This window comes from Microcoleus sp. A2-C3 (genome assembly GCF_036706065.1).
GTDB lineage: Bacteria > Cyanobacteriota > Cyanobacteriia > Cyanobacteriales > Microcoleaceae > Microcoleus.
In genome coordinates this window covers 16,603-34,702 of the sequence record NZ_JAUBVX010000034.1, presented here as the reverse complement: position 1 = coordinate 34,702, position 18,100 = coordinate 16,603, and the positions used below count along the sequence as shown (strand labels likewise).

General features: G+C 45.8%; 15 protein-coding genes. 8 read left to right on the top strand and 7 right to left on the bottom strand.

Features of this window, described 5'->3' with window-relative positions; translation table 11 throughout:
* Nucleotides 1-52: 52 nt before the first annotated feature.
* The 4 genes from def to QUB66_RS18995 all read right to left on the bottom strand — a co-directional run bounded on the left by def (nucleotide 53) and on the right by QUB66_RS18995 (nucleotide 2,656).
* The gene (gene def / locus QUB66_RS19010; protein WP_332969226.1) at nucleotides 53-586 is read right to left on the bottom strand and encodes a peptide deformylase; all 534 of its coding nucleotides are present in this window, start codon (nucleotides 584-586) and stop codon (nucleotides 53-55) included.
* A gap of 152 nt (nucleotides 587-738) precedes the next feature.
* Entirely contained in the window at nucleotides 739-861 is a 123-nt protein-coding gene (locus tag QUB66_RS19005; protein WP_332969225.1) for a hypothetical protein, read from the bottom strand.
* Between the two features lie 133 nt (nucleotides 862-994).
* Nucleotides 995-1,369, bottom strand: coding sequence for a nuclear transport factor 2 family protein (locus QUB66_RS19000; protein ID WP_265233637.1), 375 nt, complete (start codon nucleotides 1,367-1,369; stop codon nucleotides 995-997).
* A gap of 45 nt (nucleotides 1,370-1,414) precedes the next feature.
* Nucleotides 1,415-2,656: an HhoA/HhoB/HtrA family serine endopeptidase gene (locus QUB66_RS18995; RefSeq protein ID WP_332969224.1), complete on the bottom strand. Its 1,242-nt coding sequence runs from the start codon at nucleotides 2,654-2,656 to the stop codon at nucleotides 1,415-1,417.
* 291 nt (nucleotides 2,657-2,947) lie between these two features.
* On the opposite strand from QUB66_RS18995, the gene dnaA reads away from it, so the two are divergent.
* Nucleotides 2,948-4,318: a chromosomal replication initiator protein DnaA gene (dnaA, locus tag QUB66_RS18990; protein ID WP_265233635.1), complete on the top strand. Its 1,371-nt coding sequence runs from the start codon at nucleotides 2,948-2,950 to the stop codon at nucleotides 4,316-4,318.
* Nucleotides 4,319-4,769: 451 nt separating this feature from the next.
* Here dnaA and QUB66_RS18985 read toward each other — a convergent pair whose 3' ends face one another.
* The gene (locus QUB66_RS18985) at nucleotides 4,770-4,892 is read right to left on the bottom strand and encodes a hypothetical protein (RefSeq protein ID WP_332969222.1); all 123 of its coding nucleotides are present in this window, start codon (nucleotides 4,890-4,892) and stop codon (nucleotides 4,770-4,772) included.
* 128 nt (nucleotides 4,893-5,020) lie between these two features.
* Here QUB66_RS18985 and dnaN point away from each other — a divergent pair, with 128 nt between their 5' ends.
* The gene (dnaN, locus tag QUB66_RS18980; RefSeq protein ID WP_265233633.1) at nucleotides 5,021-6,160 is read left to right on the top strand and encodes a DNA polymerase III subunit beta; all 1,140 of its coding nucleotides are present in this window, start codon (nucleotides 5,021-5,023) and stop codon (nucleotides 6,158-6,160) included.
* Nucleotides 6,161-6,264: 104 nt separating this feature from the next.
* On the opposite strand, the gene QUB66_RS18975 is transcribed toward dnaN, so the two are convergent.
* On the bottom strand, nucleotides 6,265-7,701 hold the full coding sequence (locus tag QUB66_RS18975; protein ID WP_332969221.1) for a sensor histidine kinase: 1,437 nt from the start codon (nucleotides 7,699-7,701) through the stop codon (nucleotides 6,265-6,267).
* Nucleotides 7,702-8,517: 816 nt separating this feature from the next.
* Between QUB66_RS18975 and QUB66_RS18970 the strand changes: the two genes are divergently transcribed.
* The 5 genes from QUB66_RS18970 to QUB66_RS18950 all read left to right on the top strand — a co-directional run bounded on the left by QUB66_RS18970 (nucleotide 8,518) and on the right by QUB66_RS18950 (nucleotide 14,544).
* A complete protein-coding gene (locus QUB66_RS18970; protein WP_332969220.1) occupies nucleotides 8,518-9,594 on the top strand; it encodes a permease in 1,077 nt (358 codons plus the stop codon).
* 71 nt (nucleotides 9,595-9,665) lie between these two features.
* Nucleotides 9,666-10,463 (top strand): TIGR03943 family putative permease subunit, encoded by a 798-nt coding sequence (locus tag QUB66_RS18965; RefSeq protein ID WP_332969218.1) that lies wholly within the window; start codon nucleotides 9,666-9,668, stop codon nucleotides 10,461-10,463.
* Nucleotides 10,464-10,649: 186 nt separating this feature from the next.
* Complete coding sequence (locus QUB66_RS18960; RefSeq protein ID WP_265233629.1) at nucleotides 10,650-12,026, top strand: oligosaccharide flippase family protein; 1,377 nt, start codon at nucleotides 10,650-10,652, stop codon at nucleotides 12,024-12,026.
* 290 nt (nucleotides 12,027-12,316) lie between these two features.
* A complete protein-coding gene (locus QUB66_RS18955; RefSeq protein ID WP_265233628.1) occupies nucleotides 12,317-13,885 on the top strand; it encodes a hypothetical protein in 1,569 nt (522 codons plus the stop codon).
* A gap of 53 nt (nucleotides 13,886-13,938) precedes the next feature.
* Nucleotides 13,939-14,544 (top strand): hypothetical protein, encoded by a 606-nt coding sequence (locus QUB66_RS18950; protein WP_332969217.1) that lies wholly within the window; start codon nucleotides 13,939-13,941, stop codon nucleotides 14,542-14,544.
* 67 nt (nucleotides 14,545-14,611) lie between these two features.
* Here the strand turns inward: QUB66_RS18950 and QUB66_RS18945 are convergent, their stop codons facing one another.
* Nucleotides 14,612-16,087: an RNA-guided endonuclease InsQ/TnpB family protein gene (locus tag QUB66_RS18945; protein WP_332969216.1), complete on the bottom strand. Its 1,476-nt coding sequence runs from the start codon at nucleotides 16,085-16,087 to the stop codon at nucleotides 14,612-14,614.
* A gap of 601 nt (nucleotides 16,088-16,688) precedes the next feature.
* On the opposite strand from QUB66_RS18945, the gene QUB66_RS18940 reads away from it, so the two are divergent.
* Nucleotides 16,689-18,044, top strand: a complete 1,356-nt coding sequence (locus QUB66_RS18940; RefSeq protein WP_265233625.1) for a sensor histidine kinase — start codon at nucleotides 16,689-16,691, stop codon at nucleotides 18,042-18,044.
* Nucleotides 18,045-18,100 lie beyond the last annotated feature (56 nt).

Genomic DNA, 18,100 nt, shown 5'->3' with positions numbered 1-18,100 from the left:
CCCTCCTATTCACAACATCAATTTTAGTTACCGATCGCCATTATATCAATTATCACAGGAGCTTGACAAATTGCTGCTGGTACTCATCCTCTGTCATTAGTTCGTGGGTGCTTTCCACCCTGTCTAAAAACACGATGCCCTCTAAATGGTCGTATTCGTGTTGAAAAATCCGGGCTACAAAGTCTGTAAGTTCTTGTCGGTGGAGTTTGCCGTCTCTACAGGTGTATTCTATCTCGATCGCCCTACTTCTCGGCACCAACCCGCGAATCCCCGGAATGCTCAAACAGCCTTCCCAGTCTTTGACTGTTTCTGTGGATGCAGCGAGAATCCGGGGATTAATCATCGCCGTCGGTTCCATCTTCGGCGCTTGGGGATAGCGCAGGTTGGGGCGGGATGCGACGATGAACAGGCGATCGCACTTCGCCGCTTGGGGGGCCGCAATCCCTACTCCGTTCGCCTGTTGTACGGTAAAAATCAGGTCGTCGATTAGCTCTTGAATGCGATCGTCCTTAACATTCTCAACAACTTGCGACGGTTGGCGCAGTACGGGATTTCCTAATTGTGAAATTTGTAATATTTCTGGCATAGTTAGTTGTTATTTGTTAGTTGTTATTTGTTATTTGTTAGCTGTTATTTGTTAGTTGTTATTGGAAATTATATCCGTTAAATCCGCTACAAAATCCGTTACCTAACATCCGTTAAATCCGCTACAAAATCCGTTTTCCAACATCAGTTAAATCAGTTATAGCCCTTCTCAGATAGGTGAGGTATGTTGTTGGGCTTCAGCCCTCTTATGGCGATCGTAGAACCCATTTGATATCTTTTAGGGCGATCGCTAAAACTTGCTAAGCTGTTCGACATTTAAACTGCATTATTTGTGGTCTATACCCCATACTGTAAGGGGTTCAGGCAATAAATTTAAATGACTAACAGCTTATAAATGTAGCTGCATAACGGACTCAAGCTGTGCAACCGGAGCGCAGTGTTAGGCGACCTAGCTGGACGATGGAAGTGAACAGACCTCCATGACTTGAATCAAGCCACGATCGATGGTGAAGCGATGACCAACCCGCTCATCAGCAACCACGCTTCCAGCCAGATCGCGCACGACTTGGTGCACATCGACCAAAATCCGCCCGCCCTCCTCTGGGTGAAAGGCACTAGGCTCCACATGGGGATCGATCTCGCTCCATTGCTCCGTCCAGTAAGCGCGGACTTCTTCATGTCCACGGACAAAACCGCCTTTGAACGCTCGCGGCCAAGCCACGTCCGCAGTCATGAGGGCGAGGGCGGCGTTGATGTCTCGCGCGTTGAAAGCAGCGTAGGCCGCGCGTAACAATTCGATTTCTGATGCAGGTTGATTTAACATAAAATATCTCAAATGGATTCTATACAAAATCCGTCGCCGAACTTTTTATCGATTTTTTTGAACTGGCAAACTCCCCGGTTGTACAGTTAATTTAACTATTTGCCCGTTGCGATTAATCTCCATTTGCAACAGGCCGCCAACCTTAGCATTTTGCACGAACTCCTGAACAGCTTCCGACTGAATAATCGGCTGATTGTTAAGCTTTTGAATCACATCACCAGCCCGCAAACCTGCCGCCGCCGCCGGAGAATTAGGAACAACACTCACAATAGCCACACCCCGATCGACTGCAACTCGCAGATTACTGTTAGCATTGCCATTAATTTGCTGCTTAACTTCAGGAGTCAGCGTCGCCATTTCAATGCCCAAATAAGCGTGTTCGACTTTCCCCGTCGAAATCAGTTGCTGCGCTACCTGTTGCGCCGCCTTAATCGGAATCGCAAAGCCCAATCCTTGAGCGCCTTGAATAATCGCTGTATTCATCCCAATAACTTCCCCCGAAGCATTCAGCAGCGGGCCACCGGAATTCCCCGGATTGATCGCAGCGTCTGTTTGAATAAAACCGATGCGCTTGTCGGGTACGCCCACATCAGAGCTCGATCGCTCCGTAGCGCTAATAATCCCCGCAGTTACGGAATTGTCCAAACCCAAAGGATTGCCGATCGCGATCGCCCATTCCCCAGGCAACAGCTTATCAGAATTGCCGATCACCACCACAGGCAGAGCATTCGCCTCAATCTTCACCACAGCCACATCCGTCACCTGATCCGCCCCCAACACCCGCCCCTGATAGCTGCGGCCGTCCCTGAGAGTTACACTTACCGTATCTGCACCCTCTACAACGTGAGCATTCGTCAGAATCACGCCGTCAGCCCCGATCACAAAACCCGAACCAGTGCCCCGTTCAATCCCGCCCCGGCCGCCCGAATTCGGTTGTCCACCAAAAAAATCCTCCGGCGAAACACCTTTATTTCCCGGTCTCACCTTGCGCGAAGCATCAATCCGCACCACCGCCGGGCCAACTTTTGCCACCGCAGCCACAATAAAATTCACATTAGCCCCGTCGCCCGACAAGGGAATCGGCGGCAAGACTTTGCTAGCTTGAGGCTTAGTATTAGCAGGCACTTGCAATCTCGGTTCCAGCGCCCTTTGTCCCGAATCGCCAGAATTTGCACGTAATTGAGAAACCGACAGCCGATCGCCCAACATGGCCGCTGCTGCTCCCGTTACCAGCAGCAATATGTAAATTGCTGGTTGCTTCCAAAATTTGCCAGTAGAACTCTTCATCGCTACGTTTTAAGGCTTTCCTGCCAAATTTAAATACTTGCCTAGCAGCTCTTCGATACCTGCTATATCGCCGCAGAGCCACAAAATTTTTGGGCGATCGGCAGACTCCCTTAAACTTTAACATTCAGCTTCTCATTTTGGATTTTGGATTGCCGATTTTCGCTGATTTTGCTAAGAGATACGGTTGAAACCGCCCAATCTTGGCCGCTCTAGCTTCCCAACCACTAACTCGACTAAACTGAACAGTCTGGACATGAAAATCTCTTAAATGCCGATCGGCAAAGGTAAGCAGTGGACATTACCCTCGAAAGTCTGTGGAATCAGATACTTGAACGTCTCCAGGTACAACTGAGCAGACCTAGCTTTGAGACGTGGATCAAAACTGCCAGGGCCGAACAACTCGAAAATAACTGTTTGATTGTCAGCGCCCCCAACCCCTTTGCTCGCAATTGGTTGCAGAAATATTACAGAGAAATCCTTGCCGATGCAGTCGCAGAAATTCTCGGCTATCCCGTAGAAATCTACTTGACAGTTGCCGGGGGAAACGAAACAGGCGGCAGCAACGACTCCGCCATGATTTGGCCATCCCCGATCGCCGATCGCCCCGAAAGCCACTCGCTACACCCACCTAAACCAGCCCATTTAAACCCCAAATACGTATTTTCCCGCTTTGTCGTCGGTTCCAACAACCGCATGGCTCACGCAGCATCCCTCGCCGTAGCCGAGTCTCCGGGCCGAGAATTCAATCCCCTATTTTTGTGTGGCGGCGTTGGTTTGGGGAAAACTCATTTGATGCAGGCGATCGGTCATTATCGCTTAGAAATCGACCCCAATGCCAAGATTTTTTACGTTTCTACTGAGAAATTTACCAACGATTTAATCGCCGCCATTCGCAAAGATAGTATGCAAACTTTCCGCGATCACTATCGAGCAGCGGATGTTTTATTAATAGATGATATCCAATTTATAGAAGGCAAAGAATACACCCAAGAAGAATTTTTTCACACTTTTAACACCTTACACGAAGCCGGAAACCAAGTAGTGTTAGCTTCCGATCGCCCGCCGCAGCAAATTCCCCGCCTGCAAGAGCGTTTGTGTTCCCGATTTTCCATGGGATTAATTGCCGATATTCAATTGCCAGACTTGGAAACGCGGATGGCAATTTTGCAGAAAAAATCTGAATATGAAAATATGAGGCTGCCGCGAGATGTCATAGAATACATTGCTTCTAGTTACACTTCCAATGTGCGGGAATTAGAAGGAGCTTTGATTCGGGCAGTAGCATATCTTTCAATTACCGGTTTGCCGATGACCGTGGAGAATATCGCCCCGGTTTTGAACCCGCAAACTGAAACCGTAGAGGCGACTCCCGATGCAGTAATTGCAGTTGTGGCTGAGGTGTTTGATGTTTCTGTGGAAGACTTGAAGGGTGTTTCCCGCAGGCGAGAAATTAGCTTTGCCCGTCAAATCGGGATGTATTTAATTCGGCAGCACACTACTTTGAGTTTGCCGAAAGTTGGCGAAGTGTTCGGCGGCAAGGATCACACGACTGTGCTTTACAGTTGCGATAAAATTGCTCAGTTGCGGAACACAGATCCAACTTTAGCCCAAACTTTGCGTCAATTGAGCGATCGAATTAACGTTATTAGCCGCAAAACTTAATTTGAAGTCAGTTGTCAGTTGTCAGTTGTCAGTTGTCAGTCAGTTGTCAGTCAGTTGTCAGTCAGTTGTCACACCAATGATTCTATGCAGCGATTTCAAGATCCGAATCATCGAAGGGGTAACTCTCGCATAACCGACACTCTCTATGCGTAGCAGCTAGCCTGTGGAAAAACCTGTGGAAAATTAGCCCTCATAGTGTGGAAAACTTTACTCGATCGCCCAAAACAGTTTTTGTGGAAAAATGGAATGGCGATCGACTTTAGCCAGCTTTTCCACAAGTTTTCCACAGGCATTTATGAGCGATAACTCAAGCACAGCAAGCAATTATTTTATTTTTCCACAGTTTCCACAGGGCGATCGCACAAAAATAATTCAATAAAAAAAATAGTATCTCACCAACTGCCAACTGCCAACTGCCAACTCTCAACTGCCAACTGCCAACTCTCAACTCTCAACTGCCAACTGCCAACTGCCAACTCTCAACTGCCAACTGCCAACTCTCAACTGCCAACTGCCAACTCTCAACTGCCAACTGCCAACTGCCAACTCTCAACTGCCAACTGCCAACTGCCAACTCTCAACTGCCAACTGCCAACTCTCAACTGCCAACTGCCAACTGCCAACTGTCAACTGTCAACTGTCATCAGCTTTCTGTGATACCATTTGTTTCTGTTTCAAATCCGGTTAATTAACCTTCCTCCCATGAAATTGGTTTGCACCCAAAGTGACCTCAACGCCAACCTCTCGTTGGTAAGTCGAGCCGTTCCCTCCCGCCCGACACATCCGGTACTAGCCAACGTGCTCTTAGTAGCGGATGAGGAAAATCAGCGGGTTAGCTTGACAGCTTTCGATCTCAGTTTGGGAATTCGCACCAGCTTTGCAGCAGAAGTGACTGGCGGCGGCAGTTTTACCATACCCGCGAAATTGCTCAACGATATTGTTTCCAGACTCCCAGGCGGAGAGATTACTTTAGAAGACGAAGCCGGGGATACCGTAGCTTATCTCACTTGCAGTTCTGGCAGCTACCAAGTCAGAGGCATGGGCCCAGAAGAATTCCCAGAATTGCCCGCAATCGAAGCCGGAACAATCCTCAAATTGCCGCCCGAAGCCTTGATAGAAGGACTCAAAGGAACTTTATTTGCTACTAGCCCCGACGAAGCAAAACAGGTACTGGCAGGCGTGCATTTAAAGGTACTCAAAGATTGCCTAGAATTTGCAGCGACAGACGGCCACAGATTGGCAGTAGTTCAAACTGCAAATGAAAAAACCGAAGGTGAAGAAAGCGCAGAAGAATTTGAAGTGACAGTTCCCGCTAAAGCATTGCGGGAAGTAGAAAGAATGCTCGTGATGCGGCAGTGGACTGAACCTGTTACCCTGCATTTTGAACATGGTCAAGTAGTGTTTGAATGGGCCGACCAACGCCTGACAACTCGCACCTTAGAAGGGCAATATCCCGCCTATCGGCAGTTGATTCCGCCGTCTTTTGAGCGGCAAATTACCTTAGAAAGGCGATCGCTCTTAGCAGCAGTCGAAAGAATTGCAGTGTTTGCCGACCAAAAAAATAATATCCTCAAATGCAGCATCGACGAAGAAAATCAGGAAATCACTTTGTCGGTAGATGCTAAAGATGTCGGCTGCGGCAAAGAGTCACTTCCAGCGCAGATTTCGGGAGAAAGCATAGATATTGCTTTCAACGTGAAATACTTAATTGACATTTTGAAAACAGCTCAGTCTCCCGAAATTCAACTGCAATTAAACGGTGCTTTGGCTCCTGTAATTTTTCAACCTTTGGGCGGAGTCAATGCTACATTCTTAGTGATGCCAGTTCAGCTTCGAGCTTAATCAGTCCCGAACGCAGAACTGATATTTGTAAGGTGCGCGCGGGCGCACCTTACCGCCATAAAAAAACCCGGTTTCTGAGTCTAGAACTTCATCCCAGACAGCATTTAAATCAAGGGCAACAAAATTTCAAATTCCGTTCCCGTACCTGGCGTTGAATGCAAATTCAACTTACCTTTATGCTTCTCCGTCACAATTTGATGAGTAATTGCCAACCCCAAACCCGTACCTTTCCCAGCAGGTTTAGTGGTGAAAAATGTATCAAAAATCCTGCGCTGAATTTCTGGCTTAATTCCCGGCCCGTTATCGGCAATTCTGATTGCTATCCAAGCGTTATTTGAATTTGTCTCCGCCGCTTCCGGGCCCGATTCGCCATTTTGGCTGGCGGATGATAGCAATTTTGCATTTTGTCCTCCCAAAACATAATTTTGAAGTAATTCCGAATTCACGAAGTCTCCGTCAGAACTATCTATTACCTCAGTTTCAATCGTAATCGCAGGTACAAAACCTGTTTCTCCTTTTACCTCTTCCAAAGCATCGATCGCATTGCTGACGATATTCATAAATACCTGACTCAACTGACCAGAATAACACTTGACCAAAGGCAAATCCCCATATTTTTTAACTACTTTAAACCCGTACTTCAGACGGCTTTTCATAATTAGCAGCGTACTGTCAATACATTCGTGGAGGTTAGCTTCTTTCAAGTGAGTTTCGTCCATGTGAGAAAAGGTGTGCAGGCTGGTGACAAGTTCCCTCAATCTCTCTGATGAAGCCTTCATACTTTTGATAATTTCCAGCCAATCTTCTTGCAAAAAATCAAATTCTATGTTTGCTTTGAGTGCGTCAATTTGTTCGTTAGGGCCGACAATTTGCTCGTAAGCCGACAGCAACTCCATAATGTCTTTCGAGTAGTTAGACAAAAAGCCTAGATTTCCGCTGATGCAGGTGACAGGGTTTCTAATTTCGTGAGCGACTCCAGCTACCATTTGCCCCAAACTGGCTAATTTTTCGGTTTGAATTAGTTGAGATTGAGTTTGTTGCCTCAGCAATTTTGTCGCTAATTCGTGAATGTTTGACTGCGCCACTAACAGTTCGCGTACATCTACCAAAGTATAAGTTTGGGGCGATACTTGAACCACAATCGGCTCGTAAAGCAGTTCTTTCGAGCGCTGGAGCGATTTCCGGGCTGCATCGACAATTAAAGTATTGCTAGGAAAAATCAAAGTCTCAATTTCAGCAAAGCGGTATAAAGCCTTCACAGGTCGTTTTAAAAATAATTCTCTTCCAAAAGGACGGCTGAGAAATTCTAAAAATCTCCGCCGAGAAATCATGCCGACAAATTTACCTTGATGGGTCACAATGACTCCCGGTAACAGCGGATTAGCTTCTAACATCTGGGAAATTTTCATCCCGAAATCCGTAGCTTCTACTTGAAAATCGTAAAGCGATAATTCTTGGAGAGTAGAGTCTAAACGAAGTTCTCCAGAGTCAGCTTCGGACGCGGGTTGTACTGGTCTTTCTACGCAGGAATTATTTAACATAAATTCATCAGCACGCTTTTTTTGGTTTTTATTTGCCAGCAGACATTCAGCTACCAAAGCTCAGTCGGTGAGTAGCTGAGTGCTTTGGCCGACATCCCTCTGGCAAACAGCATTTTAAATTACACAAAAAACTTATGGTGGAAAATGGGATTTTACCACTCCAAGTATTAGGCAAGTTCGAGCATGACCGAGATAGATGCGCTCTGGCGATTATGCCTGACTTTATTTTATATCGGCTTGAGGCGTATTAACTGTTATTTGGAGTATTTAACTATTAGTTAACCTTGGGCTAAAACCTTAACCTGTTGTTAATAATAACCTAAATTTACTGAAAATTATCATTAATTGATGATACAGGAAAATCATAATTGCGCGATTTTCAAATACCCCCGCTAGGTTTCTCAATAGAGTCTAGCTGTCTAAACAAGCTTGCCACTTTCATGATTTTTTTGTTACAAAAGGTCAACTTAGCGAACTATTTGGCGACATTTGAACTAATGAAATTTTTGTGAATTTTTGTCATAATTCGCGCCAATTAAATAAAAAGTTATCCGATTGATAGGAAAAATATAAAATTAATTTTAACGACTATTATTCTCGTGTTGAAATATAGAGATTATAGGCGATCAGTGCTAGGGATCCGACATTGCCGTGTCCGGCGCTGGAATTTGCAACTTTTAATGGTTGCTATAACATTGAGGACGATCGCCAAAAAGTTTCAACGGAATTTTAAACTTAGTGCTGTGCAGCAGGTATGATCGACAGGGACTCAGCAAAATACGTGAAACTAGATAGCAATTTACCAGTAGGCGATCGATGCAACCAGCTATAACGAATCAGTTAAACAATGCTTTTACCCTTTTTCTCAGCTTGTTAGTAGAAGCAATACCTTTTCTGCTGCTGGGAGTTTTATTCTCAGGTTTGCTGCTGGGGTTTGTAGACGAACGCAAACTCGTATCCCGCATCCCGCGAAACCCGCTGCTGGCGGCTTTGATCGGTAGTTCGATCGGCTTTTTGTTTCCCGTGTGCGAGTGCGGTAACGTGCCCGTAGCCCGCAGGTTGCTGATGCAGGGAGTACCCGCACCAGCGGCGATCGGCTTTTTACTTGCGGCCCCCACCATCAATCCCGTGGTAATTTGGGCGACTTGGACGGCATTTCGCGATCAGCCAGAAATTGTAGTTTTGCGGGTAGTCTTTTCTCTGGTAATAGCCACAATTATCGGCTGGGTGTTCAGTGTTCAAGCCGACTTGCGCCCTCTGTTACACCCCTCTGTAGCCCGCGCGATTCCCCTCCCAAAACCAGAGTTTTCCGAACAAAACCTCGCCCCAGCCAACACTCCGCTACTGTTGCAGTCGGGAACATTTATGCTCGGTCAGGGGGGTGCAGTGCCGATCGAATCTTTGCTAAAAGATGACTGGAAGCCTTTACAAACAGGCAAAACAGACAAAACCTCGAAACGTTCATCTATGTTTCACCCGGTTTCTAAAGAGCGTCTGCGCCTGCTTTTAGATAGTATGGTACAGGAGTTGCGCGAATTGGGAGGAGTTTTGGTCATCGGAAGTGCGATCGCCGCTATCATTCAAGTTGGCGCACCCCGTGAACTAATTCTCAACCTCGGTCAAGGCCCCGTTTCCTCGATTATCGCTATGCTGCTATTAGCCGCGGTCGTATCGATTTGTTCTACAGTAGATGCTTTTTTTGCCCTGTCTTTTGCAGCCACATTTACCAGCGGTTCGCTGTTAGCATTTCTCGTTTTCGGGCCGATGATTGACCTCAAAGGTATCGGTTTAATGCTATCTATTTTTAAAGGTAGAGCCGTAATTTACTTAATGATTTTGGCAGCTCAGTTAACCTTTTTAATGACTCTCGCTGTCAACTTGTATCTAGGTTAAAATTAGCCCGGATGCACAACTAAGAATAGATTCCCAATGACCAATGACCAATGACCAATGACTCTTAAAAAATGAACCTTAAAAAATTTAGCCCCTGGCTGGATGCCCTAGCTATCTTAGGATGGGGAATATTACTCCTCAAATATTGGATCACCGGCAAATTAAGCATTCTGATTCACCCCAATTACTTTGGCTTGACTGTAGCCGGAGGAATCGGCTTAATGGTGATTGGTGGATTTAAAATTTGGGAACTCTTAAAGCTCGATCGCGCCAAGCAGCAATTAAAGCAATCGCGGACATCCCCAGCCAATAAATCTCCCAGAATCACAGAAGTTGAACACGTTACTTTATTTCCCCCCAGCATCGGCAGCACCTTAATGCTGAGCGTCGCATTAATCGGTTTAGTAGTAACGCCCCGCACATTTACCAGCCAGACAGCACTGGAACGAGGCCTCACCGAATCTCTGCCCATCACTAGACTGCAACCACAAGAATTTCGCAATATTACAAAGCCTGAAAGGCGATCGCTCGTGGAATGGGTGCGGCTGTTAAATTTTAATCCAGAACCAGATACATACAGAGGTCAAAAAGTCAAGGTTCAAGGATTTGTAATTCACCCGCCCAATATCGCAGAACAATATATGTGGATCGGGCGTTTCATCATTACCTGCTGCGCGGCGGATGCCTATCCGATCGGGTTGCCTGTCAAATTAGCGATCGGTCAAAGCCGCGCCTCTTTTCCCCCAGACAGTTGGCTAGAAATAGAAGGAGAAACAATCGTAGAAGAACTACAAGGTAAGCGCAAATTAATCATTCAAGCATCCTCCCTCAAACCAATTCCCGAACCGAAAAACCCTTATGATTATTAGACAAGGAGCAACTAGGGGATCAAATTGTACCTTTGAGATTACGGGATGAGCATTCCGGGCATATTCCTGTCTACGTAAATTAAGATACGGTAAATTCAACTACAACATTGGCAGCAGCATCCTGTAACAGTTGCCAATAACAAATTCAGCAACTAGACTCATAATTAGGAAATAAGCTTAGAGTATATGTCATCAGAAAAAAAATTAGCTATCAAAGGCGCATTCTGGACGATCGCCAGCTATGGAAGCAGTCAAATTATCCGATTTGCCAGCAACCTAATTTTGACCCGCCTGCTTTTGCCCGAACTATTTGGTTTGATGGGTCTAGCCTACGTTTTCATCACAGGTGTCCACCTATTCACAGACATAGGTTTGGGCCCAAGTATCATTCAAAACAAGCGCGGGAACGAGCCAGAATTTCTCAACACCGCTTGGACAATGCAAGTTCTTCGCAGCTTGTTTGTGTGGTTGTGTTTAATGATAATCACCTGGCCAGTTGCTAACTTCTATGAAGAGCCCCGTCTCCTGTGGTTGCTTCCCTGCATAAGTATAAATACCCTAATAGGAGGATTCAAATCCACTTCTGTATCCACCCTCGAACGCAAAATGAGCGTCAAGCAAGTAGTGCTTTTTGAGTTGGTCATACAGGCAATTTCTACTACAGTGATGGTTGTATGGGCTTTTTTCCATCCCACAATCTGGGCCATCCTCATCGGCGGTTTTGCTAACTCTATAATAGAGTTAGTATGGAGCCATTTTTTGATTCCCGGCAAGTCAAACCGCTTCGCTTGGGATAAAGAAGCCGCTAGAGAAATATTTTCTTATGGAAAATGGATATTTTTATCTACGATTTTATTTTTTCTGTGCTCTCAAGCCGATCGCCTAGTTCTAGGGAAAATCTTTACTTTAACAATGTTGGGCATTTACGGCATCGCTTTTACCCTCGGCGATATGCCGCGCCAAGTGATCATCGCCCTCGCAGGTAGGGTAATTTTTCCCTCTATTTCGATGCTAGCAGACTTGCCTCGTGAGGAATTGCGCGCCAAAATCATCAAAAACCGCAACTTGATTCTGATACCTTTGGCTATAGGCTTAGCAATTTTTGTGAGCTTTGGAGATCAACTAATTTTAACACTGTACAGGAAAGAGTATATCGCAGCATCTTGGATGATGCCAATCTTGGCTTTAGGTATCTGGCACACTACTCTCCACAATTTGATGGGTTCTTGTTTGTTAGCTGTCGGAAAATCTCAGTACGGAGCTATGGGCAATCTGGCAACTTTCTTGAGTATTGCTATTGGCATCCCAGTAGGATATCATTTCATGGGTAATTTAGGTGCTGTGATTGCTGTAGCTGTCGGGGATCTTCCTACTTATTTAGTAACTACCTACGGTCTTTGGAAAGAAGGGCTAACTTGTTTTTGGGAGGATATGAAGTTGACAGCACTGTTTTTAGGGGTACTAGCAATCATACTTGGTGTGAGAATGTCTCTGGGTGGCGGGCTACCGATCGATAAAATTTCACCGATGGATTTAATACCTATCAATCAACTGTTTCAGTAAACAAAAAGGAGCATCCTCAATATTAATGGAACGGCGACTTGCATTCGCAGCGCCTATCCCACCCCTAAAAGGAACGGGCTGGCTGCGCAGTTAAGAATTGTCAGTTGAATTCAGTCATGGATACACCACAACTTTCAGAAACCGGGTTGTTTGCCAAAATACAGAGGTGACAGCCTTTATCATGGTAAAAAAAAACTGGTTTCTGAGGGTCGGGAGTGCGTCCGGGACTGTAAAATTTAAGAGGGAAAATTTGGCAATTAATTTTCAGCAGCAAGAGGAGAGAAAGATTTATGAATATTTTTAACAAAAAATTTAATCCTTCATTCTTCGGTATTCTGCCATTCAAACAGCCGATCGACCGCACGGCGATTTTCCTGATCCTACTGCTGAGCGTCTTAATGGGACTGCTGCTGCTGAGTGGCGATCGCACAGCGCCCAGAGTGCGAGAATTTAGCTGGGAAAACAAACAAATCGGCGCCGCAGATACCGGCTTTATTCTCAACTTCTTTCGGCCGATGAACCACTCCACCGTCGAGGAAAACTTAAAGCTAGAACCGCCACTCCCCGGTAAATTTAGCTGGGCTGGCCGCCGTATGGCTTACACCCTCAAAGATCCCGCACCCTACGGCGTTACCTACACAGTAAAACTCGCCGGCGCAACCGACAAGTATTTCGGAGAAAACAACCAATATAAAGGCACGCCAATGCAGCCGTTTAGCAGTTCCTTTCGCAGTCGCGATCGAGCTTTTGCTTACATCGGTGTCCAAGGCGAAACAGAAAGCAGATTAATGCTAGTCAATCTCACCAGCAGCGACTCGAAACCGATACCGCTGACTCCCAAAGATTTAGTTGTCACCGATTTTAAACCGTATCCAGACAGCGATCGCATTTTATTCTCAGCCACAGATCGATCGATCGCCCGTACTGGCGGCACCCTAAATCAAGAACTATTTACAGTCACCACCGGCCTCAATCCCCAATCCCCCGGATCGGAAGCCCAACCAGCGCAACCAGCAGGTAGAATCGACAAACTCTTAGACTCCAAAGATTACCAAAACCTCAAATTCGACCTCTCAGCCGACGGAAAAATCATCATTGTCCAGCGCCTCAACCGCCGCAATCCCGGCGATTTCAGTCCTTGGATTTTGTCAGAAAAAGTGGCGCCCAAACCCTTGGAAAATCAACAAGGCGGAGATTTTATGATTCGCCCTGACAGCACATCGATGGTAATATCTCAAAAACAAGGATTAGCGATCGTCCCCCTCACACCCGAAGCAGACCCAGTAGAATTTTTGCCAAAATACGAACAAGTATTAGGCATGGCCCGCGACAACTCCGCCGCCGCCTACGTTAAATACAACAGCGACTTTACTCGATCGCTCTTTATCTTAGACAACCAAGGCGCAGAACAAGAAATATTGCGGATTCCCGGCAGCATCATCGCCGTTTATTTCGACCCCCGCAAAAACAAAGACAATCAATTCCAGCGTCTCTACTGCTTGTTAGCCCAACGCCTCGAAACAGAAAGCTACAAAGAACAGCCTTTCATCGCCGCCATCGACCTCAAAAAAGAAGGCACTCGTTTAGTAGGAACCATCAAACCGCTGCTCATTTTGCCCAACCAATTAGATACCCAAATCAGTTTATCTCCCGACGGACTGGCATTAATTTTCGATCAATCAGTCACAACAGCCAAACCCACAGCAGGAGACAGTCCCCGCAATGATAGCGGACAGTCGATCGCCACCAGCCGCCTCTGGCTGCTACCCTTATTAGAAATACCCGCAGACAGTTCTCCCGCAAAAGTACAGCCCGAAGAACTTCCCTTTGCCGGCTATCATCCTCGCTGGCTGCCGTAAATCAATTTTCAATTGATTTAATAGTAGGGGATACTGGTAAAATGTCATAAATTTTGACAATTAAAATCTCAAATCTCAAATCTAAAATTGCCATGACTCCCGAAGAAATTAGCAATACCCTTAAAGACTTATTCGGCGAAAATGTTGAGAAGCCCGCCGCTACTTCTTGGCAAGTCCAAACCCCCAAATTTCGCCTCTTAGTCCTGCTTTCAGAAGACGGAACTTGGCTGCGGATTTTGCTACCCATCGCCGATGCCGAAGAAGCTCAACCGTTTTTAGATCAACTGCTAGAAGCTAACTTTGACACCACCCTCGAAACTCGCTACGCCATACATCAAAACGTTTTGTGGGGAGTATTTCAGCACAGTTGCGCCACACTCGCCGCCCCAGATTTCTCGGCCGCCATCGCCAGACTGCTAGCTTTGCAAGAACGAGGTTTGTCCGACTTTTTCGGCGGTTTGATAGAAAGCCGCATCCGTCAAATCATCAAAGCTGCCAAGATGCAGGGACAGTCCATAGAAACTACCCTTCAGACTTTAGACCGTTTCTACGCAGAGGGATTGATGGGCGAAATGGAACTTGGGCGAGAGTCTCGCGAACAGACTCTCGCCGCTTGGCGCTATCAACTAGAACGCCTCTGGCCGGAGGTGGAACCCTGAAACGATTTTAGATGTTAGATTTTAGATGTTAGATTTTAGATGTTAGATTTTAGAATTGCAGAGTCAATTACCCGTCATCAATCGGAGTACCGATATGATGAGGGCTTGTATCTACGCTCCACCGCAATCCTGAAAACCTTTGCAGGATATCAGCTTTAGTTTCATTGCGCGACACATCGGGGGATACTGACAAGCTCCCCGTACTCGTCCAGTCTTGCCGAACGAGCAACGTTCTCATTGCAATGTTTCGCGCCCCAACCAAATCAGCGTGTAATTTATTACCACAACATTCACAGCGAAACATTAGCCCCTTGTTCGGTCGATTAGCCTTCGAGGTATGCCCACATTTGGGGCAACTTTGAGAAGTATAATGTGCTGGAATTTTGGTCGCTAAACTGCCAATCAAATTAGCTTTGTAGTCGATATAGCCGTGCAATTCGGCAAACGACCATTTAGCCTTGTTTCGATTCGCCCTGCGCTGTTTCTTGCTTGCTTTCTTGCCAGACTTGGACTTAGTTCTGTCACGGATTCCGGTCAAGTTCTCTAGTCCAATCAAGCTATTAGGTTGGGCAATATCTTTGCTTATTTGGTGGTTTACGTCAGCGATAAACCGTCTCTCCCGTCCCGACAATGCGATTAGTCGTCGCTTCGCCGAACGGGTGTCTTTACGCTGTAAACTTCTCCGAGCCTTCTGATATTGGTTAGCCTTGTGTCGAGACGCTTTACCAGAATAGAATATAGACTTATTGTTCAGGTCTGTTTCTACTGCTAGGTATCTCATCCCAACATCAACACCAGAGATTCGAGTAATAGACGTTGGCTCGATATCTGGTAGTTCAATTTCAATACTTACCATTAAGTAGTAAGTCTTGGAAGAACGCTGGTAAACTATCTTTGCTGCTCCAATATTAGGGCAGACTTTAATTAAGTTTAGGTGCTTATTCCAGCCTTCGTAAGGTACAAAAATCCGACCGTTTAGCGTTCCAATACTGACTTGCTGGTCAGATTTGAACGAGTAGTCTCGCTGATAATTCAAGGTCACAGTCCGCGATGCGTATCTAGGAGCTTTGTCAAGCCCCTTAAAACGCTTCTTGGTATGTCCTTTTTTGATCGCTTCATTGTTCTGCTTGACCTTGGTCAATAAGGATTTAAGCGTTGCCGCCACCTGTCTGGGAACGTTACACGCCATCTGTGCGCCTAACCTAAACTCGGAACGCAGGTGACTGTAGACAAGCTTCTGCAATTTAGCACCATTACTAGACTTGCTATTTTTAAAAGCGACCATAGCAGTATAGTTCAAGGCATCACGGTAAGCCAGCGCGGTATCACGCACCGCCAACTTCTGTTCGGCGGTGAGATTTAACTTTAGCTTCGCGGTGATAACTTGATTCATGGCTTCAACAAACTCTGCGACTACTATACCTGTTGAAGTTTGAAAAAGCAACCATGTTGGAAATAAATCTTGTTCGTTCGCGAGTGCCCCGCCTAGAGTGTCGGAAGCTGCGCTTGTCGATTTTATTGGCGGTGCAATCACAAGCGTCACTCGCTTGTCCGACCCGCCACCAACCGAGGCGGTATGGTGGGGGAATCCTGCTGATCTAGTTGAAAGAATTGCAGATTAAAGAATTGCAAAAAACTGACGACCATCGGAGGTTGGAAACTTGCCTGCATTTGCGTTCTTGCTTAAATGCGTAAATCTGCCGATTTTTGCCTCCGTCTTGACCGTTTGGATCTCAAGTCTCTTAGACGATCGCATCCGCGCCCTCAATCCCTCGATCAATGCCCGTATATTCACCCATCCCCGCTATCGCTGTTCTCCAATTCCCTACCAGCACCGAAAAATGATATAATAAATTACAAAAATCCCTTGATAAATTTTTAATAGTTTCGGAAAACACGCAATCGCAGGGTATATCATGGTAAAAAGCTGACAGCAGAGCTCCGTAAGTTCCACAAAAGCTTCGATTGTTTAACATTGATTTAGAAATAAAATCTTTAGCAGACAATGCCTGGGCGATCTGGATTTTCCCATTGGGTGCTGTTGTAGTTTGACCAATTAGCAATTACTTGCTACCAATTACCCTTTACCAATTAATAGCAACTTAACTTATCCATCAATACAAAATTTAACAGGGGTTTCATCTATGTTTGCTGTGCATCAGATTAGCTCGGAGTTATCAGTGTTGCATATACCTGAGATTTGTACTTGGAATATCTCGTTAGAATCAACTCTCCTCGACCTGCCGCTCTACAACTGTCAAATTGACTTAACCCAACAAGCAAAAGAAGTAGCCCAGGCTTTTGAAGGAAATTCCATGCTTCCCGGCGTCATTTTGACCGAGCGGGGTAATTTTGCCGGCATGATATCCAGGCGTTATTTTTATGAAAAAATTAACAGGCGCTACGGGTTAGAAATGTTTTTTAAGCGACCGATAGAGGTCTTGTACAGATTTTCCAAGCAAGAGCTGCTGATGCTTCCCGGCAGTAAATTAATAGTAGAAGCCGCCTCGGAATCTCTTTATAGGTTAGCAGAATTAGTCTACGAACCCGTAGTAGTGGAAGTTGCACCCCAGACTTACAAACTGTTAGACGCACACCAATTAATGGTCGCTCAATCCAGAATTCACCAAATCACAAATAAGTTGCTCCAAAAACAAACCCAAGCCAAACTCATCCAAACAGAAAAAATGGCGAGTTTAGGCAGAATTGTAGCAGAAGTAGCTCACGAAATTAGAAATCCGCTGAACTGTATTTGGGGAAATTTGACTTTTCTGCTGTCCTATTTTGAAAATTTGCTTCAACTCATGTCGGCTTATCAAGAAGAATATCCGGAACCGTGTCCTCGAATTGATGCCCTCAAAGAAGAAATAGAATTTGATTTTTTAGAAGAAGATTTGCCAGTCACCTTAGAAGGGATGAAGTTGGGAGCCTCGCAATTGCTAAACATAGTTAACGGGCTGCACCACTTCTCTCACATGGACGAGACAAAGCCCGTGGAGATAGACATTCACGAATGCTTGGATGTGACGCTGTTAATTCTGAAAAACCGATTAAAAAATGGCATAAAAGTGGTAAAAAAATACGACTATCTGCCGCTAGTTAGCGGTTACTCCGGTCAGTTGAGTCAGGTGTTTTTGAATTTGTTGGTTAACGCTCTCGACGCCCTGACAGAGTATGTAGCCGATCGCGAACTAGATACAGAGTGCGCGGACAACTGGCAGCCACAAATCCAAATTACGACTAAAGTGGTAGAAACCGCAGAGGGCCAGTGGGCGGCCATTGGGATAGCCGATAACGGGCCTGGCATTCCCCCAGAAAATCAGCAGCACATATTTGAGACATTTTTTACCACGAAACCCGCAGGCAAAGGCAGCGGTATGGGGCTGGCTATCTGCCATCAAATCGTCACAGAAAAGCACGACGGTCAACTGAATTTGCGATCGCAACTTGGCAAGAACACCGAATTTGAAATTCTCCTGCCAATAATTCGCAAAACATGATTAACTCAAGAACTGTCTCCAGGTTCGCTCAAAAAAGTGAAATGATAGGCTAGCTT